Source organism: Candidatus Falkowbacteria bacterium, from assembly GCA_026396835.1.
GTDB lineage: Bacteria > Patescibacteriota > Patescibacteriia > Patescibacteriales > Patescibacteriaceae > Patescibacterium.
The window spans coordinates 473,214-493,233 of sequence record JAPLWA010000004.1 but is presented as its reverse complement, the minus strand read 5'-3'; the positions used below and the strand labels follow the sequence as shown (position 1 = coordinate 493,233).

Here is a 20,020-nt window from a genome sequence, read left to right as displayed (position 1 = left end):
TAAAAGTTAGCTAAATATAATAAAATATTTTATACTGAATAAATATGCATACAATAGACAAAGATATAGAAAGATCAAAGGTCCGAGAGGTGGCGAAAGCTTTTTGGAGAGCTATTCGCTTACAAAAGTTGGGATTTTATACCACGGTTTTTTGTTTTACTATTTCAGCTGTTTTGTCTGTTTTTATACCGCTTTATGATAAGCGTTTTTTTGACGCACTTACATCTGGTGGCGTGAAAACTGATTTAGCCCCAACTCTAATAAGCATTATTATATCTATTTTGATAATACATTCAGCGTATTGGCTGTTATTTCGTTTTGGTATGGTGATTCTAAGCCAATTTGAGTCCAAGGTAATGGCGCGTTTAAAGCAAATGGCCTTTGAACATGTTATACACCATTCTTACGGATTTTTCTCTAATACTTTTACTGGCTCACTAGTTCAGCGCATCAATCGTTTTAGTCGAGCTTTTGAAAGACTCTATGATACGTTTGTATTTAATTTTATACCGTTACTGGTTCAAGTTATCGGCACAATTATAATTGTTTATTTTCAGGAAAAAATTATTGCCTTTATTATTGTTATCTGGGTCGTAGTAACCATGCTATGCAATTATTTCTTTTCACGCTGGAAAGTTAAATACGATATAGCTTCAGCCGCTGCAGATTCAGCCACGACGGCTTTATTAGCCGACTCTATGACTAATCAGTATGCAGTGTCGTCTTTTGTCGGCTCAGATTATGAAGCTGTTTCTTTTAAAGAGGTTTCAAACAAACAAGCTGATGCAACAGCTTTGTCTTGGCAATTATCAAATGCTATGGATGCAGTTCAAGGTGCTCTTTGGGTGGCAGTGGAATTCTTTGTGTTTTATTTTGCTATTCGTTTTTGGCAAATGAATTTAATTAGTGTTGGAACATTCGTTCTGGTTCAAATTTATATTATTGGCCTAGCCCAGCGTCTTTGGGACTTTGGTAGAATTATCAGAAATGTTTATGAAGGATACGCTGACTCAAGCGAGATGGTCCTTACTCTTAATTTGCCTCATGAAGTTAAAGATACTAAAAATGCTAAATCCTTAGTTGTAAAAAAAAGTAATATAATATTTGATAATGTTTCATTTGCTTTTTCTAAAGAGCGACCAATCTTAAAAAGCATTTCATTAAGTATCACGGGCGGAGAGAAAATTGCTTTAGTTGGACCATCAGGCGCAGGAAAATCAACTATTGTTCGACTTATTATGCGTTTGTACAACTTGAAACAGGGCACAATCACAATCGATGGGCAAGATATACAAAAAGTTACTTTAGCTAGTTTGCGCAGTGCTATTAGCATTGTTCCGCAAGATCCGGTTTTATTCCATCGGTCATTGTTAGAAAACATTCGTTATGGGAGACGCGAGGCGACTAATGAAGAGGTTGTAGCGGCTGCTCGTTTAGCGCACTGTGATGAGTTTATAGAACAGTTACCGTTGAAGTATGAAACCTTAGTTGGGGAGCGCGGCATTAAACTTTCTGGCGGTGAACGTCAACGTGTTGCCATTGCTCGCGCCATCCTAAAGAATGCACCAGTGCTTATTCTTGATGAAGCTACATCAAGCCTTGATTCTCACTCAGAGTTATTAATTCAAGATGCGCTTGATGAATTAATGAAAAATAAAACCACCATTGTTATTGCCCATCGACTTTCAACCATTCGTAAGATGGATCGCATTATTGTGCTTGATGAAGGCAGTATAACCGAAGAGGGAACTCATGAAGATTTATTGAAAAAAGATAAGGGTTTATATAGACATTTATGGGAGTTACAGGCCGGTGGATTTTTACGAATGTAGCCTTATAATCTAGACTTTTCTCTAAAACAGTGTTGTTGAGAGGTCGGATATGTTAGAATATAGTCATATATGACAGAGCAAAAACTCAAGCGAATATTGATTGCTGAAGATGAAAAAGCCTATTCTCGGGCTTTGGTTTTGAAATTAAAAAATAGTGGTTTTGAGGCTGAAAGCGCGCCAGACGGCGAAGCTGCTTTAGAAGCTATTAAAAATAACCACTTTGATTTATTGTTGTGTGATTTAGTCATGCCTAAAGTAAATGGCTTTGAAGTAATTGAAGAAATAAAAAAACAAAAGCTTGATTTACCGGTAATTGTTTTATCAAATCTTAGCCAGGCTGATGATGAGAAAAAAGCCCGAGCTTTAGGCGCTATCGATTTTTTACCAAAATCTAATATTACTTTAGCTGAAGTAATTAGCAAGGTTAAGGGTATTCTAGGCGTAGCCTAAAGGTTTTTTGCTTTACTTATTTTTATAATTAAAAATATGGCCACTAATAAATTAGAGTGGGAGGAGATTTATAGTGTAGGCGTTGAAGAGCTTGATAATCAGCACAAGCGAATGTTTGTTGTTATTAATGAATTGCTAGAAGCGATTAACACCAATACACCGAAAGATCATCTTGGTAATATTATTGAGTCGCTTGTAAAATATAAAATATTTCATTTTAGCACAGAAGAAAAATATTTTAAGGAGTTTAATTATGATGGGGCTGAAGAACATATTAAGAAGCACCAGGAGTTTAATGACAAGTTAACTGCCTTAAAAGAAAAATACTCAGATTACAGTATAGAATTTGCCTTTGAGCTAGTAGACTTTTTAGAAGATTGGCTGATAAATCATTTATTAGTAGTCGATCAAAAATATAAAGAATGTTTTAGCTCTCATGGTTTAAAATAAATTATTTTTTATGTTCAAAGATTTAAAGTTAAAGAAAAAAATACTAGGTTCAATTTTATTATCAGCCATTGTTTTAGCTCTTTTAGTATCAGCTGTAGTTTATTTTTATTTAAATAGTGTTTTGGTTAATGAAAAAATAAAGGACACTAATCGACTTAGCATAGAGCAGGTGCATGAGAGCGTACAAATATTTGAAAAAAATCAAAACTTTTCTAAAATTCTTAGTAGCAGCGCGGCAGTAAAAAATTATCTTCTAAAGCCAAGCGAAGAAAAAAGACTTGAGTTATTAAATATTCTTTCTGATTATGCCAAGGAAGACAATAAGTATTTATCACTTTATCTTTTAGATAAAAATGGTGTTGCCTTAGTTTCAACCGATAAAAGTTTTGTTGGTCAAGATTATAGTTTTCGTGATTACTATAAAGAGGGTATTAAGGGCGTGCCGGAAGTTGATTTACTTTTAGGTAAAACCAGTAAGCAACTTGGTTATTATTTTTCTTATCCAGTTTTTGACGATCTTAGTAATATTTTAGGAGTTTTTGTTGTAAAAATTAGTGGCGAAGAAATTGATACCTCGATTGTTGATAGTCAAGCCGCTCAACAGGGTTCACTAATGCTAGTTGATGAATATGGTATTGTTATTGCTTCAAATAGACCAGATAGGTTTTTAAAGAGTCTAGGCAAACTTACTCCTGAAGAAAGTTTAACGCTTAAAGATTCTAAAAAATTCCTTGATAAAGAAATTTCATCATTGCAATATGATCCAGTTCAGGAATTTATTAGGAAAGAAACCCCTGTACAAGGCTTTAAGATAGATGATAAACAGGACGGAGAAACCGAAATTGTTAATATTAATAAATTAGGCCAATACCCTTTTTATTTAGTGACAGAAAATGGCATGGAAACAATTAGTGCTACAGTATTAAATATTTTAGCCATCCTGTTGGCTTTAATTATTTTAGCTATAGCTATAAACGCCTTAATGATCTATAGGTTAATTATATTTTCTATTTCTCCTTTATGGAAACTAAAATCATTTGCTACGGATATCTCAGCCGGGGATTTTTCTAAAAAAATAGATATAAAATCAAAAGATATTTTCGGTGATTTAGCCACAGCCTTTAACTCAATGGCAGATAATCTAGAAAAAAAGTTTAAGGAAAAAACTAAAAAACTAGAACAATCCGAAGCTGTTTCTAAGAAAGCTTTAGTTGAATCAGAAAAATTAAATAAATTAATGGTTGGTCGAGAACTGGAAATGGTTAAGTTAAAAAAAGAAATTATAGAGCTTAGAAATAACAAATAGCTTATATGGAAAATTTAGAAAATATTGTCCCAACCATGATTGGTCAACATAGGGTTTTACAAAAAGATCTTGGAGCTGCCTTAGAATTAGTAACCAGTGAGGCTTCTGATATCAAGAATATTATTAATAATTTAGAAAAATTTTCAATTGATTTACCAGAACATCTACAATTAGAAAACGGAGTATTTTATCCTAATCTAATAAGCAAAATGAAAGAAAGAAATATCGATACAGCCAAGACAGAGGACTTTATTAACCAAATGAAAGAAATTGGTGTAGTAATAATGGCTTTTTTAGATAAGTATAAAGCTGAGACTGATATTGAGAGCCAGCTTGAGGTTTTTAAAGAAGAGTTAGCTAGTGTTGTTTCTGCTTTAAATTTACGAGTTGAGTCAGAAGAATCTGGCGTTTACGGGTATTGGGAAATATATCAATAATTTTTATCTAACAATCTAAAATGAAAATTAGAAATAAAATAAATTTTAGCTTCATAGCCGTTTTTATCTTTACTGCGGCGTTGATCTGTCTGGTGGCCGATTTGTATTCTAGTAGTGTTATTAAGAACAATATTTATTCTTATCTTCATGCTAGCGGTCGAGCTAGAGCAGAACATATTAGAACATTTATTCAAGACCAAGAAAATACTTCGGTTATTTTAGCGGCCGCTTCGGTCTATAGAGATTTTTTAAAAGAGCCAACTACCACTAGTCAATATAAGGCTATAAAAAATAAAATAGATAAGCGTTTAGTTAGAACCAAGGAAGCTGATTCTAACATATACGAAGTTTTTATAATGGATAATAGCGGTAAGATAGTGGCTTCATCTGACAAAGCTCAAGAAGGTTCTATTGATGCCTCGGCAGATTATTTTACTAACGGGAAGACCGGTGTTTATTTTAAAGATGTTTATTTTTCCAACATTCTTAAGATATTTTCTTATACAATTTCTGCTCCAGTACTGGATGATAATGGTGCTTTACTTGGTGTTTCTATTTTAAGATATTTACCATCTGATTTTTTTTCTATATTTAAAAGTGAAAATGGCTTAGGTAATACAGAAGAAAACTTTTTAATTAATAAAGATAAATTTTTTATTACGCCTTCTCGATTTTTAGGCGAGAGTGTTATTCTAAAACAGAAAGTTGAGACAACTAATAGTGCGGCTTGTTTTGATCCAAAAGAAATGGATTACGTAACTAAAAATGGTTATTCAGGGTTTTTGCAAACCTTTGGTTCTCAGATAGTTGCTACTAAAGATTATCGTAACATTGATGTAGTGGCTGTTCATTCTTATATACCAGAAACTAATTGGTGCCTTATTACCAAAGTAGATCAAAAAGATATTTTAGATTACAGATTCAACTTAATTTTATTTTTATCCTCTATTTTTATTGTTGCCTTATTGGTGTTTTTATTTATTGGTATTTTAATCTCAAGAAAGATTGTTAAACCAATAAAGTATTTGCAGCTTGCAGTTGCTAAAGTTAAGCAAGGTGATTTTAATCAAAAAGTAGAAGTTAAAACCAATGATGAGATCGAAGATTTGGCTAAAGGTTTTAATACAATGTTGTCAGCCGTTAAGCAATCTAGGTCTGAGGTTGATAAGAAGGTTAAAGAACAAACCAGAGACATAAATAATAAATCTCAAGAGTTAGAAGGTCAGAAACAAGCTGTTTTAAATATTTTAGAAGATGTTGAAAAAGAAAAATCAAAAATTGAATTATTGGTTAATGATTTGGAAAAGTTTAAATTGGCTGTTGAAAATGCTTCTGACCAAGTGGTTATTACTGATATTGATGGCATTGTTTTGTATGGCAATAAAATGGTTGAAAAAATAACTGGCTATACTGTGGCTGAATCTATTGGTAAAAAAGCTGGTTCTTTGTGGCATCTACCAATGACTGAGGCTTATTATAAAAAGTTTTGGGATATTATAAAAAATAAAAAACAGAATTTTAATGGAGAAATAAAGAATCGTCGTAAAAATGGTGAAGAGTATATTGCGGCTATTAGTGTTTCACCAGTTTTAGATAAGGCAGGACAAATTTTGTTTTTTGTTGGCCTAGAGCGTGATATTACGCAGCAAAAGGAAATTGATCAAGAAAAAACTGAGTTTGTTTCCCTAGCTTCACATCAATTAAAAACTCCGGTTGGTTCTATTTCTTGGAATCTTGAAATGTTACAAAATGGTGACTATGGCCCATTGTCTAGTGAACAAAAAGAAATTGTAGCAGAAATGTATGGTATGAACCAGAGAATGAACGAGCTTATTAATAGTTTGTTGAATGTTTCTCGTATTGAAATGGGTGTGTTTGTAATTGATCCTACGCCGGTTAAATTTACTGAAGTTTGCGAAGATGTTTTGGATGAAATGAAGCCAAGAATAATTGCCAAGGGTCATGAGATCGTAAAAAAATATTCTAAAGATTTGCCAATCGTGCCGGCTGATAAAAACTTGTTGCGTATTATTTTCCAAAATTTTATTTCTAATGCTATAAAATATACACCTGAAAAAGGTAAGATTAAAATTGCTATCGAGAAGAAAGCTAATGATATTGTTATTAGTGTATGTAACAACGGCGCCGGAGTGCCAGAAAAAGATAAGACTAAGATATTTTCTAAACTCTTTAGGGCTAGTAATGCTCAAGATATAGATCCTGATGGTAATGGTATTGGTTTGTATCTGGTTAAAAAAATTGTTGAGAATGGTGGCGGAAAAATTTGGTTTGAATCCGTTAAAGACAAAGAAACTACTTTCTATGTTTCTTTCCCTTTGTCAGGTATGGTTAAAAAAGAGGGGACTAAGGCCTTGTCATAATACTATTAAAAAACCATCAATTTGCATAACACCAGATTAGTGGTTTATGCTTTACTTTTCAGGCTTTTAGTGGTATTAATTAATTATTAATATTAAAATACTCACTATGTTAGCCAATAAAAGCTTAGATGACTTTATTATTGAGTTGCTTAAAGAGAAAGACTTAAGTATTCTCGCTCCCGAGGTAGTTGAGCAATTAAAAAGTGACTTGCAAACTAGACTAGAAGATAGAATCAACGCCGCTATTTTAGGCAATATTCCAGAAGATAAATTAGATGAATTTGAACAGTTGCTTGATGCGCCAGATGAAGATAAAATGCAAGAATTTTTAAATAGTGTTGTGCCTGACTTAGAAGCCGTGGTAGCACTGGAGTTATTTAATTTTAGGAAATTATATTTAGCCTAGCTTAATTGTATGAATGAAAAAATTAAGGTAGTTATTGTCGATAACGAAGAGGGGGCTAAGGCAGCTGCGATTGACGCAGCTGAAGATTCTCTTTCGGCAGCAGCTGGCGAATTAGAGCTCAAGGGGTCGGGTGTGCTTGAGAAATTTAAAAGTATATTCACCAAAGAAGGAGTTGTTAATTTTTCTAAAAAAATATTTAAGCATAATCTATTTAAAGAGAAATATCGTCAAGAAGAAATTGCTAGAACTAAAAAATTAATTTTTGAATCAGGCAATATTTATGCAACCGAGCAGGGTAGCCAGGAAGAGCACGACGAAGCTATGTCTGCAATCGTTGATCGCTTTGTTTCAGAGTATGACGAAATGATACATACTGAAGCAGGTGAAAAGAAAGAGGTGTTAGATGAAAATAACGCAGAAGAAAAGGAGTTAAAAGATGACATTACTAATTTAATAAAAGATTATGCTGCAGGCAACCTAAATGACAGCACTTTTCAGGAAGAAAAAATTCGTTTATTTCAGGAATCTTCGACTAATAAGGGGTCAGTTTTGGGTAAGGGCGGTATGTATGCTGATAATTTATTAATTATTGCTAAGCAAATTAAAGCTAATGTTGAGCATGGTCAAAAGCTTGAGGAAATGGATCTGGAGTTTGACGTTATCGTTGGTAAGGCTAAAGCCGGCGTGAGAACTGAGGCTAATTATAATAAAATTGATAGAATAGTTGATAAAATTTCTTCTACAAAAATTGGTAGTTTAGTTAATGAAACTACTGTGGCCGTGGCTGTTGGTACAGCTTATTGTATAGCTACTGCGGTTTCTCAAAGATTGCTTCGTAGTAAATTATTTGCTTTGGGTTCTTTCGGGGCGGCTACGCTTTTATCTGGTGGGGTTGCCGCGCTTAAAGAAAGTAAGCGCTTAGAAGATGAACGTCGCCAACATAATAGAGATTTAGCCCAGGGTAAAAAATTTAATAAAGATATGGCGCCAAGGCGAGCTGAACTAGAGGAATTAAGATATAACACTGAATTAGCTAATAATCTTAAAGAAAATTTAGAAGCTTCTTTGTATGAGGCAGATGGTAGTTTAAAAGAGATGTCGCAAGAAGATTTAAATCTTGTTTTAGCTAATTTAGCCGAGATTGAAGCCCGTATTAGGATATCAGACACGCAAAGAATTGATTTGATTAGTTTTTCTAATATTAAAAAAGTTGAACAAGAAAGATATGATTTAAATCTTACTCGCGCTAAGGCTAAAGTTGATCTAAGGAATACTTTAGATAAAAGGAGTGATTTAAATTTACCAAGCGGTGATAATTTTGATGACAGTTTAGCTAAGTTAATTGGTCTTAAAACTAAGATGTTCTTTCAAGATGGAGGCGGGATTGAAGAAAAAAATAGATCATTTAAGAAGATGAAAACTAAAAAAATGGCGATTCGAGCCGGATGGGCAGTTTTGGCTGGCTTAACGATTGGCGCTGGGGTTCAGGAGATTAAATCTTGGTTTGACGGTAATCTACAGGGTATAACCGAACGCTTTTTTGATGGTAAAAGTGAAGGCAAAAGTGCTACGGTGTTTGAGGGTTTACGCCGCTGGATAGCAGGCGGAGACAGCCCTCGTCTAAACGGGCCAATTCATGAAGAAATAATTAATGGCGGACATTTTAAATTACCTGAAGGAGCTAGTTTAGTAGCTGGGTCTGGTGGTGCTTATAATTTAATGAATGGTGATGAGATAGTAGCGGGTGATATTGAATTTAATCCTGATGGCAGCTTGACGGAAGAAGCTAAGATTATTTTAGCTAATAATAATGTTATCATGTCAGAAAATATTGTTAGCACTGCTGTTGAGACGACTACGCCTGGTACTCAGCCAGAAGATATAATAAATAAAAATCCTGGTTTGTTTCATCAGGTTAAGAGAGCTTTGTGGCTTGATAATAACACTAAAGCTTTTGATAAAAACGAATTAAAGCTTTGGTGGGGCGGTGATAGTAATTCTGGTATTGATAGCAAAGGTAATTATGTCTTTAATGTTAAGCATATGATGCCTAAGGGATCTTATCATGGCAATCAATCCGTTAATGCTCAAGAACTTATTAAGTCCGGTGGTCTTAAGATGATCTTCTCCTTGTCAAGCGAAACACAAAACACGGCTTGTGAAGTGCCAATTGACGCTAATGGTAACGCGCTTATAGATAAGGATAGTGAGATTGGTAAATTATTGTTTGCTAATGAGGATGGTAAAGCTAGATTTTTAGGAAAATATGCCGAGGTTGTTCAATCAACTGGCCAAAATCCAGATGGTTCAGAAAAAATAAGAATGTTAGCAACTCATGTTGGCGAAGGCTTTAAGGGTACTTCTCCAGAACATGTTGTTAATGAAGTAAAGACTGTTATAACTAATTTAGACGTTCCAGTTGACGCGCCAATTGATTTGCCAATTGTTTTGCCTATTATGCCTAGAACGCCATTGGAAAAAGCTTATAATAGTTTGCCTTATGGTTATAATCAAAAAGGTAGTAGCAAAGAAGATCAAAAACTATTTATTAAAAATCGTTCCGAAACCTTGATTAAAGATCCTGATGCTCAATTAGATCATTATAATGAGGCCGAGGCTTATATGAGTAAGTTTAGCGAAGAGTATGAGCAAGAAATAGAGGAACTGGCTAAACAAGCTGGCCCGATGGAAAAAACAACTAAATTAACAATTTGTATTCCAGCAGCTGGTCATCAAGAAGGTAAAAATATTTATAAATCATTAGAAAATTATACTAAACAGACGGCTGATCCAAAAGAATATGAAATTTGTATTTTAGTAAATCGCCCCGATAAAGACGTTGAAGGCAAGGAGGTTAAGCCAGATGAAACCTTAGCTGAAATAAAGCGTTTTCAAAAAAATTACCCTAATTTAAGAATTAAAATAATAGAAAAGGTATTACCTTTTGCTGAAGCTAAGATTGGCAATGCCCGTAAGCTTTTGAGTGATGCTACATTATATCGAAATCATCAGCGCGGTAAAGCTGCGCCTGATCTTATTATGGTTAGTAATGACGCTGATAACGAAGGTATTGCACCAGAATATATCAAAAACTTTATTGATAAGTTCGAAGCCAACAATAAAATTGATGGTATGTTGGGGCAGCTTGATTGGGATCCGGCGGCTTATGTTAAATACCCCGCTATTCATATTGGTACTCGCTTGTTTCAATTTTTAAATACCGAAGGAAGAATTAATACTAATAGAATGACTTCTAGCGGAGCTAATTTTGCTTTTCGTTCTAGTATTTACTCAGCTATTGGAGGTTATCTTAAAGAAAAAGTCGGTGGTGAAGATGTTGCCGTGGGTCAAGCTATCGTATCAGCGCGTGGTGGTGATGATGAAGCTGTTAAAGCCATACAGTTTGCTGGTGCTAAAGTGTCTCGTTTATATACTTCAACTCGTCGGGCCATTGATGCTTGGAAAAGTGGTTTAGCTCCGGTTGAGCAATGGGATAAGGGTTTTAGTGCTTTTGATAATGAAATTAGAGCCTTTGATTTAGATAAAGATAAGTCTGCTTATAATTTTGAAGATGAAAAGGACGTAGCCAGATTAAAAAAAGAATTAGAATATGTTATTAATCGCACATTAGATGTTTATGAAAGAGGGGAGCAACTTGATAAAGGAAAGGATAATAAGTATTATAAAAAAAATCTTCGATACTTAGGTATCAATTATAAGGTTTCCGATAAGGGAGATGTTGTCATAGAAAATATGAGTCGTTTGGTGAAAAATTTGCAAAAGTATCAGAAAATGGGTGTTAAGTTAAGAGACTATAAGTCTAGTAAGATTAGTAAGGAAGAATTTAGTAAATCAGAGCCAGAAAAGAAATCGCCTAAGTTCAAATTTAAATCAACAGTAGAAAAAAAACCGGAACCAGAAATAAAGCCAGCGCTAGAAAAGAAGCCAGAATCCACGCCAAAGCCTGAGGCTAAGCCAGAACCTGAAACAAAACCAAAGCCTGAGGTTAAGCCAAAACCAGAAAAGGCTCCTCTTAAAAAAGAAGAAGTTGATTTGTCAAAACTAACTTTTGATAAATTGTATGAAATGTTATCTGGTAGGGCTGACAAAAAAGAACCTCTAATATTAAAAGGCTGGGAGAACAAGAGAATTAAGCTTGATAAAGAAAGACTGAAGCTCTTTGTTGATTACATTGATCTTGCAAAAAAGAATAGCGCTGTTTTCGGAGATAGGCAGGTTGACGATTTTCTAAGTTATGAAAAGGTTAAAGATTTTTCTAGAGAGAGCAAGGAGATTTTGAAAGCTAAAGACAAAATAGATCTTGCTAAAGCTAAATACAAAACTAGTCTTTAAAAAGTGAAATTATAGTAATAAATCATCATCTCAAAATTAAGACCTATGGATAATTTGGAATTTCCTGTTGAAAATTATGAAGACAAGCTCAGCCAGTTTTATAAAAATAATATCTTATCTTTAAATGTCAAAGATGGTCATGAGGATGTGGCTGGTATTATAGGAGGGGATATTAATCTCAATAAAGAAGAGATATATAGTGACGGAGATACAAAGGTTTTTGTGGGCTATAATAAAGACACTGGTGATGAGGTAGTAGTAAAGGAAGTTAATGAGAATCCTTTGGCACCGCGAACTTTAGAAGAGAGATCGGAAGTGGAAAAATATTTACTTGATTCTAATTTTTCTCATCCAGCAGCTTGTTTACCTTTAAAGATTATAGAAAAAGACGGCCAACTTATAAAAATTTACCCCAGGGCGAAAGGCGATCTTGAGGAATATTTAAAAGAAAATTCTAAACTACCTCCTAAAGAAGCCCTAATGATCGCTATAAGTTTAAGTGATGTAGTAGAAAAGCTTCATCAGATTAATGTAGTTCACGCAGATATTGCACCCCTTAATATTCTTATTTATGACAATGGAATTAAATTAAGTGACTTTGATGATGCGTATGTTAGTAATTTTGTAAAAAATAAAGACGGAGTTAATCGTTTTATTATGCCACCAGAATTTTTTAAGAAAGGTGACCAATTTGACAAGACCGTTGATATTTATGAGCTAGGAGTTAATCTTTATAAATTTCTATCTGGTAAGTGGCCTCATGAAATTAATGAGGACGGGACAACTTACGAAGAAAGACAGGAAAAATATAGAGAGCTGCAGCAAAATGAAAAAATTGAATTTCCAGATTCTATTCCTGATGCTATTAGGCCAATTATAGAAAAAGCAATGTCGGTTGATCCAAAAGATCGTTATCCTAGCGCTAGAGACTTAACGAATGATTTATTAAAGGTTTATAAAACATTAGAGTAATCTCTAACAAAGGCAATGAAAAAGTAAGGTAATTTTTTTCAAATTTAAAACCACCAATCTCTGTGTTAGCAGATTGGTGGTTTTTATTTATAAGCATTAGTTGCTTTCTACTCTTACGTATATCCCTGACAGGCCCCTACCAAATCCATTTTTGTCATTCATGCCGTAGCCAATTGCCCATCCGTCTGGCAGCTCAAATGGCACGCCTGATATATAAAAATCAAGTTCAAAATGCTTTAGCTTTTTACAGACAGGATAAACAGCAACGCTTTTTGCTTGCTTTTCTTTGACATATTTATAGACAAAATTTAAACTATGCCCCGTGTCTATCAAGTCTTCTAGTATTATTACATCTCTACCAAACAATAGTACTCGTGGGTGGCTATAAACTGATATTTTACCAACTTTTTCAGTCTTGCCATAACCTTCAACACCAATACTTGCATATTCATTGGCAAAACCTTCTCCGTCTAGATATCTTATTGCATCTATTGCGAAGGGTACTCCACCGTTTGAAATAGCCAGTATGATTGGTGCGTGTTTTTTTTCACGATATTTATTGATTATATCCATTCCTGTTTCCTTGACCTTTTTTTGTATTTCAGAGGCAGGAATAGTAAGAGCATAATCAACTCCGCCTATTGTTATGAGTTTTTTCTCTAATCCCATTTGTTAAGGTTCTCCTTTGCGTTATTTTAAGTTTATTTTATTTTGCTCTTATTTAAGCAGTAAGTCGGGGTTTTGTAAAGGATTGGGTCTAATAAAAAGTGTTACTAGCTTAATGTCTTAAAAATGCTTATAATTAGGTAAGAAATATATAATTATTAATTAATTTAATTAAACATATGAAAGGATATTTTGCTCCAATTGAAAAAGAAACAATTGAAAATACAAATTTTCGTAAGGTTGTTTATACGGCTAAGCATTGTCAATTGGTTTTGATGTCACTAAAACCAAATGAAGAGATTGGCATGGAAGTTCATTCTGACAATGATCAATTTTTCCGTTTTGAAAAGGGGACTGGAAAAGTTATTATTGATGGCAATGAATACGAAGTTATGGATGGCTCAGCGATTATAGTTCCTGCCGGTGCCCAACATAATGTTATAAATGCTTCTGCAACTGACGACTTAAAATTATATACCATTTATTCTCCAGCTCATCACCAAGACGGCATTGTTCGCGCCACTAAAGAAGAAGCGCTCGCGAGCGAAGAAGAATTTGATGGCACTACTACTGAGTAGTCCTACGTCCCGACAAAATGTCGGGGCTTCGGAACTACAAGTAATCTCAATGTCTCTACTTTTCTATAAATTTTTTGCCAATATCGCTGCTTTATTTAAAGGGCGTAATTTACTGTGGCAAATTAGTGCTATTATCTTAACCTCGGTTTTCGTTTTATCAGGTTTTGATTGGTGGTATTTTACGGCCACACGTTTTGTTCCTCATTTTGCCTGGTTGCCGGCGGCTGCTTTGGGCGGACTTTTGCCTATTATTGTTCCGCTAATTTATTTAGCAATTGGTTTTATTAGAAAAAATAAATCATCGTTAAATTTAGGCTTTGCTTTAGGCCAGGCTGGCATACTTGGACTATTGTTTTCTTTTGCCTATAAATCAGTCACCGGTCGTTTGCAGCCAGATTTAGTTAATAGTTTAATTGACGTTAGTCATAATTTTAGATTTGGCTTTATGCGTGGCGGAGTTTTTTGGGGTTGGCCATCATCACATACCACAGTGGCCTTTGCTACTGCTCTAACTTTGATTTATTTATATCCTAAAAATAAAGTGTTAAAATATATTATGCTGATCTATGCATTTTATATTGGCTTAGCTGTTTCTACGAGTATCCATTGGTTTTCAGAATTTGTGGCAGGTGCGATTTTTGGTAGTTTGGTTGGTGTGTTAGTCGGAACTAATTTTAGAAAAAGAATTAATTCTTTAATTGAATAATTTATGTCTTGGATTATCTATGCAATTTTATCAGCATTTTTTGCTTCTTTGGTTGCCATCTTTGGCAAGATTGGTATTAAAGGCGTTGATAGTAACCTAGCAGTTGCAATACGCACAGTAATTATTGTGGTTTTTGCTTGGGTAATTGTCTTTATTCAAGGCAATGCTCATGAGGTAATGAAAATTTCTAAATATTCATATATCTTTATTATCTTATCAGCCATAGCGACTGGTTTGTCATGGTTATTCTATTACAAAGCCTTACAAATAGGGGAAGCCTCACGCGTCGCACCAATTGATAAACTAAGTGTCGCCTTAACTATAATTTTAGCTTTTATGTTTTTAGGTGAAAAACCAGCCTTGGGTAATATACTAGGCGGAGTATTGGTAACTGCTGGCGTTTTAGCAACAGTTTTAATAAAATAGTCCTTCGCTAAAGCTTCGGAATTATAAATAGTCCTACGCCAAGATTTGCTATCCGTAACACCAGAGGCGAACGTAGGAGGGCTACGGAACCATAAATAGTTTTTATAGACTTTAAACTGTGATATAATAGTTGTATATGCGTTGTCCTAATTGTCAAAAATTAATTTTAAATAATACGTCACGTTGTCCTTATTGTGGGCAATCGACGACGGCTGTGCAAGCAACAGCTAATAAAAATCCTAATTCTATGTTTGGAAATAATACTATGCCAACTCCAGCCGGTATTCCACCAGCTGAGCATCACGAAGCTGTTGCCAAAGAAGTTAGTAAGCGTCACTGGCAACGCTGGTTCTTCTATTTTTTAATTGTTGCATTATTCTTAGGCGCTGTAGGCTTGATAATTAAAATTTATAATGACAATACAAAATTACTTTTAGATATTACTCAAACCAAAGATCAACTAACAAAGGTAACTGACAATCTTTCCAAGAAAGAAGCGGAGGTTAAGCAGATTGATGAAAGCTTGAAAAAAGTACAGGACGATCTTAACGTAAAAGCAGAACAATATAAGAAAGATATTGAAACACAAGCTGGCTCAGTTAAGGATCTTGAGCAATGTAAATTACAGCTAACTTCATCTGATGCTAATATTTATAATTTGATTCTAACTTTAGGTAGCGGCGCAACCTCTGGTAACCTAAGAAGAATCGCTTTAGCTGATGCTAATTTAGCTAATGGTCCCGATACTGATCAGGATGGATTGTCTGATGAAATTGAGCAAGCAGTTGGAACTGATATTAACAAGGCCGATACTGATGCTGATGGCTTTAGTGATAAGCAGGAATTGCTGACTGGCTTTGACCCACTAGTTGCTAAGGCACGTTTGCCAATCGATCAAAAATACGCCGATCAGCAAAGAGGAAATATTTTGATTAACATTACTGGTGGAAAAGATGCTTGGTATGTTGGTCCGGCTGATGGAAAACTATATTTCCTTGGCCATCCAGGCGACGCTTATAAAGCTATGCGTAGCATTCAGTTCTGGACAAAGGATTACAAGAATAACTAGTTGAAAAAAACTCCATCCCATTAAGCGAAAGTTATAATGGGGTGGTTTTTTATTTGACAAAAAATTATAAATATACTATTAACCAGTAATTTTTTTATTTAGCCCAGGCGTGTTATAATGAAATTGAAGTTAATCCTATGAAACAACCTAATCTTGTTTTAGTTCGCCACGGCGAGAGTCTTTGGAACAGTAAAAATGTTTTTACTGGTTGGGTTGATATTGGCTTGTCGGAGAAAGGTAGGCGCGAAGCAGCTAATGCTGGTAAAATACTTAAGAAGAATGGTTTTGTTTTTGACCATACTTTTGCCTCAGTCTTAAGGCGTTCTATTAAAACGCTCTGGATAATGCTTGAGGAGATGGATCAGATGTCTTTACCTATTGAATACTCTTGGAGGCTTAATGAACGTCACTACGGTGGCCTACAAGGCAAAAATAAGGCTACAGCCGAGCAAAAATATGGACATGAGCAATTTATGGCATGGCGCCGCGGATACAACGAGAAGCCACCTGCGGGCGATGAACTTAGCCGCAAGGGCCAAGTTCCAGCCTCGGTTTGCGGTTTAAAGCCAAATTTGATGCCAAATGGAGAATCATTAAAAGATACTGTTCGACGTGTAGTCCCTTATTGGATGTCAGCTATTAGACCAGCCCTAAGAAGAGGGGAAAGAGTCTTAGTCGTAGCTCACGGTAATAGCTTAAGAGCTTTGGTTAAGTACTTGGACGGTATTAGTGATAAGGAAATTGTTAATTTTGAGATTCCAACTGGCGTGCCGCTATGTTATGACATTGCTGCTGGTAGAGTACTGAAGAGTTATTTTCTTAAAAAGTAAAGCTTGACATGTTTCTTATTTTAGCTCATAATGGGCATATTGTTTTTAACTAAATTTTTATGGCGACATCTTGTCAGTTAACCGGTAAACGAACACAAAGCGGCTTTAATAAGAGCCACTCAAATCGTCGTACCAAGCGCACGTTTAAGCCAAATCTTCAGACCAAGCGGGTGAAAAATCCTAAGACCGGTCGGATGGTAAAACTTACTTTAAGCACAACCGCTATCAAGACTCTTAAGAAGTGGGACGCAGCTGGTAAAGTTTATGATCTAGAGAAGCTAGTTGCTCAGCGCTAGTCCTACATTAATTTTTCGGACTATAAAACCCCGCACCTTTATGGTGCGGGGTTTTATAATCAGGCTATTTAAGTGAGTTGTAGATTGCTTGTATTTCTGTTGCCGACAAGGCTCGGTTATATATTCTGACATCATCAATGTTGCCATTCCAAGGGTTGTTAAAATCACCATAAGTATTATTTCCGATGCTCAATATAGTGTGGCCCTGAGGAAGTGCTAATGTACTATCTCCGCTTGCGCTATTTACAATGTTTACTCCATCGCCTTTGACATAAATATTGGCTCCAGTAGAATCCCAGGTTCCGACTACGTAATACCAGGTGTCGGTTTGTAGATCGGTATCCGTATTAGAGTTAAGGGTTGCTATTTCTCCTGCAGCTTTGATTTCTTGAAGATAGACATTTGCACCATTCCAAATTAAGCTAACCATATCAAGCTCTGGATTAATGTCGCTACCAATTTCAACTAAACGGTTGTCGCTATTAGAAATACTATTATCAGCTTTGAACCACAAAGAAATTGAACCACTATTAACAAGATAGGCATCGCTTTGTCCGCAATCAAGGTATGAATTAGCTATACCGTTAAACTGTGCGCAAAGACCAGTCTTACAACTAGGTAAATCTCCCCAGAAGAAGCCGCTTATTTCAGGGGCAGGATTATGATGGCAAATATTATTGTTTCCAGTTGTATCATAAGCATCATTGCCGGTATTTTCATTCAATTTCCACCAAGCAACTAAGCCTGGTGCAACGTTAATGCCGTTTTTGCTAGCAACATTGGACCCCATTGTGGCGTTTGAATTTTTATCTGTGTCACCACCCAGGCAAAAATTTATTTCATAATCTTTATTATCATCTAACGCAGAGTAGGTGTACTCATTATTTCCGCAATTTCCGTCATTTCTTGGTGCCTGGTTTGTCGGCACAGGATTAAGATAAACATTGTTGCCACTGCCAAGTAGTTGGCCAGGGATTATATAAGTCGGGTAAGAATTATTGCGATTGTAATATAATTCTAAAGCTGTTTGAATTGCTTTGATGTCATTAACTCTTTTGCTGTCTCGTCCTTGAATTCGTGGTCTATTAAAACTAACAACCGCTAAGGTCATAAGTGCGGCTACAACCGCAACAACCGTAACTAGCTCTATAAAAGTGAAGCCATTTTGTTTATGAGTATTGTTCATAAAAGATTTAGTTTGGGATAATGCCTTCTGGCACAGCTTGATTATTACCATATCTTATATCTGCAAAATTATCTCCTAAACAAAAGTTTATAGTATAGGATATGTTGTTATTTTGAGTTTCATAAATATATTCACTGTCATTGCAGTTACCATCATTTCTAGGTGTAGGATTTGATGGAACCTTTTCCATAAAAATAGTGTTACCCAATTGAAAGCGTTGGCCCGGCGTAATTGAAGTTGGGTACTGATTATATTTTGAATAATAGAGGCTGAGTGCGTTTCTTATCTCATTTATATCGCTAACTCGACGTGCATCACGACCGTTCATTTGTAAGGCTCGGATGGAAATCGCCGCAATAGTTGCTAGAACGCCAATGATAGCAACGGTTGTTATTACCTCAACAAAAGTGAAGCCATTTTTCTTAATCATAAGTTAATTTAGTGCTCTTTTTTCCCTAATATTATAGCATCTTTAGCTTTAGCAATGAAACTTTTTGGAGTATAATTAGCTTCTAAAATATGGTCATTTTTAACCCTAAATATAAAACCCCTTATTTTATTGCTGTTTTCTTTGATTTGCTGTATAATATAAGTATATAAGAGGCTTTCGCCTTTTAATAATTAATTAGTCACTATGACAAAGTCTCAATTCATGGAAGCTTTGGCTTCCAAGACAGGCATGTCCAAGAAGGATGTTGCCACCGTGATGACTGAATTAGCTACTATGGCTTATTCAGAAGTTAAAAAAGCTGGTGAATTTGTTTTGCCTGGCTTTGGTAAATTAGTTAAGGTTAAGCGTGCTGCTCGTATGGGCCGCAACCCAGCAACTGGTGAATCAATCCAGATCGCAGCTAAGACTGTTGTTAAGTTCCGTCTTTCAAAAGCAGCTAAGGACGCTGTTCTATAAGACGCTAAGTTAGCATTCTTAAAATAACCCTGAACCATATGGTTCAGGGTTATTTGTTTTATTTTTTAAAGCCGCCTCTAGGACTTACTTTTGTATTGCCAAATTAACAAAAGTTTTGGGGGCTTCAATTCGCTATTGCTTCTATTCACCTTTTATATCGCCAATCACGACGCTCAATTCAGCCCCCAAACCCCTTGAGCCTTTTAGTCTATATAAATATCTTTTTCAGTGTTTACGTCAATGCAAGTCACCCCTCCCTACGCTCTGCGTGGGGAGGGGTTGGGGGTAGGGTAGTTGATTTTTATTAAGTTTCTACTATTACGGTAACTGGTCCATCATTAGTTAATTCAATTTTCATATGTGCTTGGAATTGACCAGTTTGAATTTTAATATCTTTTTCTGATAAGTATTTTATAAATTTGTCATAGTGTTGTTTAGCTTTATCCGGAGACGCAGATTCAATGAAGCTTGGTCGATTGCCTTTCGAGCAGTCACCGTATAAAGTAAATTGCGAAACAACTAAAACCTCGCCGTTTATATCCAAGACTGATTTATTCATTTTTCCTGTCTCGTCTTCAAAAATTCTTAGCTTTATAATCTTCTCAGCCATTTTAGAGATTGATTCTTCAGCGTCATTAACATGTATGGCAACAAAAACCAAAAGACCATTATTTATATGGCTAATTTCTGATTCATTTATTTTAACTGATGCGTGATTAACACGCTGAATAAGGCAACGCATAATATATTTATATCATTAGTAAATTCA

General features: G+C 35.1%; 20 protein-coding genes. 16 read left to right on the top strand and 4 right to left on the bottom strand.

The genetic code is table 11. From position 1 onward, the window contains the following. Positions 1-44 precede the first annotated feature (44 nt). The 9 genes from NTY12_03665 (at position 45) to NTY12_03625 (ending at position 12,587) form a co-directional block, all read left to right on the top strand. Entirely contained in the window at positions 45-1,832 is a 1,788-nt protein-coding gene (locus tag NTY12_03665) for an ABC transporter ATP-binding protein (protein MCX6793101.1), read from the top strand. Between the two features lie 69 nt (positions 1,833-1,901). Beyond that, complete coding sequence (locus NTY12_03660; GenBank protein ID MCX6793100.1) at positions 1,902-2,282, top strand: response regulator; 381 nt, start codon at positions 1,902-1,904, stop codon at positions 2,280-2,282. 36 nt (positions 2,283-2,318) lie between these two features. Beyond that, the gene (locus NTY12_03655) at positions 2,319-2,732 is read left to right on the top strand and encodes a bacteriohemerythrin (protein MCX6793099.1); all 414 of its coding nucleotides are present in this window, start codon (positions 2,319-2,321) and stop codon (positions 2,730-2,732) included. 10 nt (positions 2,733-2,742) lie between these two features. After that, positions 2,743-4,038, top strand: a complete 1,296-nt coding sequence (locus tag NTY12_03650) for a cache domain-containing protein (GenBank protein ID MCX6793098.1) — start codon at positions 2,743-2,745, stop codon at positions 4,036-4,038. Between the two features lie 5 nt (positions 4,039-4,043). After that, positions 4,044-4,475: a hemerythrin domain-containing protein gene (locus tag NTY12_03645; GenBank protein MCX6793097.1), complete on the top strand. Its 432-nt coding sequence runs from the start codon at positions 4,044-4,046 to the stop codon at positions 4,473-4,475. Between the two features lie 20 nt (positions 4,476-4,495). Then, a complete protein-coding gene (locus NTY12_03640; protein ID MCX6793096.1) occupies positions 4,496-6,856 on the top strand; it encodes an ATP-binding protein in 2,361 nt (786 codons plus the stop codon). 106 nt (positions 6,857-6,962) lie between these two features. Continuing rightward, positions 6,963-7,262, top strand: a complete 300-nt coding sequence (locus tag NTY12_03635) for a DUF5663 domain-containing protein (GenBank protein MCX6793095.1) — start codon at positions 6,963-6,965, stop codon at positions 7,260-7,262. Positions 7,263-7,271: 9 nt separating this feature from the next. Next, the gene (locus tag NTY12_03630) at positions 7,272-11,615 is read left to right on the top strand and encodes a hypothetical protein (GenBank protein MCX6793094.1); all 4,344 of its coding nucleotides are present in this window, start codon (positions 7,272-7,274) and stop codon (positions 11,613-11,615) included. Positions 11,616-11,660: 45 nt separating this feature from the next. Continuing rightward, positions 11,661-12,587, top strand: coding sequence for a protein kinase (locus tag NTY12_03625; protein MCX6793093.1), 927 nt, complete (start codon positions 11,661-11,663; stop codon positions 12,585-12,587). Positions 12,588-12,683: 96 nt separating this feature from the next. On the opposite strand, the gene NTY12_03620 is transcribed toward NTY12_03625, so the two are convergent. Next, on the bottom strand, positions 12,684-13,256 hold the full coding sequence (locus NTY12_03620; GenBank protein MCX6793092.1) for a phosphoribosyltransferase family protein: 573 nt from the start codon (positions 13,254-13,256) through the stop codon (positions 12,684-12,686). A 176-nt stretch (positions 13,257-13,432) separates the two neighbouring features. On the opposite strand from NTY12_03620, the gene NTY12_03615 reads away from it, so the two are divergent. The 6 genes from NTY12_03615 (at position 13,433) to rpmB (ending at position 17,158) form a co-directional block, all read left to right on the top strand. After that, positions 13,433-13,831 carry a cupin domain-containing protein gene (locus tag NTY12_03615; protein ID MCX6793091.1) on the top strand — a complete coding sequence of 133 codons (399 nt, stop codon included), beginning with the start codon at positions 13,433-13,435 and terminating at the stop codon, positions 13,829-13,831. A gap of 49 nt (positions 13,832-13,880) precedes the next feature. Further along, a complete protein-coding gene (locus NTY12_03610; protein MCX6793090.1) occupies positions 13,881-14,537 on the top strand; it encodes a phosphatase PAP2 family protein in 657 nt (218 codons plus the stop codon). Between the two features lie 3 nt (positions 14,538-14,540). After that, positions 14,541-14,963 carry an EamA family transporter gene (locus NTY12_03605; GenBank protein ID MCX6793089.1) on the top strand — a complete coding sequence of 141 codons (423 nt, stop codon included), beginning with the start codon at positions 14,541-14,543 and terminating at the stop codon, positions 14,961-14,963. Positions 14,964-15,099: 136 nt separating this feature from the next. Next, entirely contained in the window at positions 15,100-16,032 is a 933-nt protein-coding gene (locus tag NTY12_03600) for a hypothetical protein (protein ID MCX6793088.1), read from the top strand. Positions 16,033-16,169: 137 nt separating this feature from the next. Then, positions 16,170-16,862, top strand: a complete 693-nt coding sequence (locus NTY12_03595) for a 2,3-bisphosphoglycerate-dependent phosphoglycerate mutase (GenBank protein ID MCX6793087.1) — start codon at positions 16,170-16,172, stop codon at positions 16,860-16,862. Between the two features lie 59 nt (positions 16,863-16,921). Continuing rightward, the gene (gene rpmB / locus NTY12_03590; GenBank protein ID MCX6793086.1) at positions 16,922-17,158 is read left to right on the top strand and encodes a 50S ribosomal protein L28; all 237 of its coding nucleotides are present in this window, start codon (positions 16,922-16,924) and stop codon (positions 17,156-17,158) included. Positions 17,159-17,222: 64 nt separating this feature from the next. On the opposite strand, the gene NTY12_03585 is transcribed toward rpmB, so the two are convergent. Both NTY12_03585 and NTY12_03580 read right to left on the bottom strand, forming a co-directional pair. Next, a complete protein-coding gene (locus NTY12_03585) occupies positions 17,223-18,344 on the bottom strand; it encodes a prepilin-type N-terminal cleavage/methylation domain-containing protein (GenBank protein MCX6793085.1) in 1,122 nt (373 codons plus the stop codon). A 7-nt stretch (positions 18,345-18,351) separates the two neighbouring features. Beyond that, positions 18,352-18,774 carry a type II secretion system protein gene (locus NTY12_03580; protein MCX6793084.1) on the bottom strand — a complete coding sequence of 141 codons (423 nt, stop codon included), beginning with the start codon at positions 18,772-18,774 and terminating at the stop codon, positions 18,352-18,354. Between the two features lie 204 nt (positions 18,775-18,978). Between NTY12_03580 and NTY12_03575 the strand changes: the two genes are divergently transcribed. Continuing rightward, positions 18,979-19,251, top strand: coding sequence for an HU family DNA-binding protein (locus tag NTY12_03575; GenBank protein ID MCX6793083.1), 273 nt, complete (start codon positions 18,979-18,981; stop codon positions 19,249-19,251). Positions 19,252-19,555: 304 nt separating this feature from the next. Here the strand turns inward: NTY12_03575 and dtd are convergent, their stop codons facing one another. Next, the gene (gene dtd / locus NTY12_03570) at positions 19,556-19,993 is read right to left on the bottom strand and encodes a D-aminoacyl-tRNA deacylase (protein ID MCX6793082.1); all 438 of its coding nucleotides are present in this window, start codon (positions 19,991-19,993) and stop codon (positions 19,556-19,558) included. Between the last annotated feature and the right edge of the window lie 27 nt (positions 19,994-20,020).

Excerpts from the sequence above, each read along its gene's own strand:
- NTY12_03630 (MCX6793094.1), top strand. The coding sequence starts at position 7,272 with ATGAATGAAAAAATTAAGGTAGTTATTGTCGATAACGAAGAGGGGGCT.
- dtd (MCX6793082.1), bottom strand. The coding sequence starts at position 19,993 with ATGCGTTGCCTTATTCAGCGTGTTAATCACGCATCAGTTAAAATAAAT.
- NTY12_03665 (MCX6793101.1), top strand. The coding sequence starts at position 45 with ATGCATACAATAGACAAAGATATAGAAAGATCAAAGGTCCGAGAGGTG.
- NTY12_03610 (MCX6793090.1), top strand. The coding sequence starts at position 13,881 with ATGTCTCTACTTTTCTATAAATTTTTTGCCAATATCGCTGCTTTATTT.
- NTY12_03660 (MCX6793100.1), top strand. The coding sequence starts at position 1,902 with ATGACAGAGCAAAAACTCAAGCGAATATTGATTGCTGAAGATGAAAAA.
- NTY12_03645 (MCX6793097.1), top strand. The coding sequence starts at position 4,044 with ATGGAAAATTTAGAAAATATTGTCCCAACCATGATTGGTCAACATAGG.
- NTY12_03635 (MCX6793095.1), top strand. The coding sequence starts at position 6,963 with ATGTTAGCCAATAAAAGCTTAGATGACTTTATTATTGAGTTGCTTAAA.
- NTY12_03620 (MCX6793092.1), bottom strand. The coding sequence starts at position 13,256 with ATGGGATTAGAGAAAAAACTCATAACAATAGGCGGAGTTGATTATGCT.
- NTY12_03575 (MCX6793083.1), top strand. The coding sequence starts at position 18,979 with ATGACAAAGTCTCAATTCATGGAAGCTTTGGCTTCCAAGACAGGCATG.
- NTY12_03625 (MCX6793093.1), top strand. The coding sequence starts at position 11,661 with ATGGATAATTTGGAATTTCCTGTTGAAAATTATGAAGACAAGCTCAGC.
- NTY12_03585 (MCX6793085.1), bottom strand. The coding sequence starts at position 18,344 with ATGAACAATACTCATAAACAAAATGGCTTCACTTTTATAGAGCTAGTT.
- NTY12_03615 (MCX6793091.1), top strand. The coding sequence starts at position 13,433 with ATGAAAGGATATTTTGCTCCAATTGAAAAAGAAACAATTGAAAATACA.
- NTY12_03600 (MCX6793088.1), top strand. The coding sequence starts at position 15,100 with ATGCGTTGTCCTAATTGTCAAAAATTAATTTTAAATAATACGTCACGT.
- NTY12_03580 (MCX6793084.1), bottom strand. The coding sequence starts at position 18,774 with ATGATTAAGAAAAATGGCTTCACTTTTGTTGAGGTAATAACAACCGTT.
- NTY12_03655 (MCX6793099.1), top strand. The coding sequence starts at position 2,319 with ATGGCCACTAATAAATTAGAGTGGGAGGAGATTTATAGTGTAGGCGTT.
- NTY12_03595 (MCX6793087.1), top strand. The coding sequence starts at position 16,170 with ATGAAACAACCTAATCTTGTTTTAGTTCGCCACGGCGAGAGTCTTTGG.
- rpmB (MCX6793086.1), top strand. The coding sequence starts at position 16,922 with ATGGCGACATCTTGTCAGTTAACCGGTAAACGAACACAAAGCGGCTTT.
- NTY12_03640 (MCX6793096.1), top strand. The coding sequence starts at position 4,496 with ATGAAAATTAGAAATAAAATAAATTTTAGCTTCATAGCCGTTTTTATC.
- NTY12_03605 (MCX6793089.1), top strand. The coding sequence starts at position 14,541 with ATGTCTTGGATTATCTATGCAATTTTATCAGCATTTTTTGCTTCTTTG.
- NTY12_03650 (MCX6793098.1), top strand. The coding sequence starts at position 2,743 with ATGTTCAAAGATTTAAAGTTAAAGAAAAAAATACTAGGTTCAATTTTA.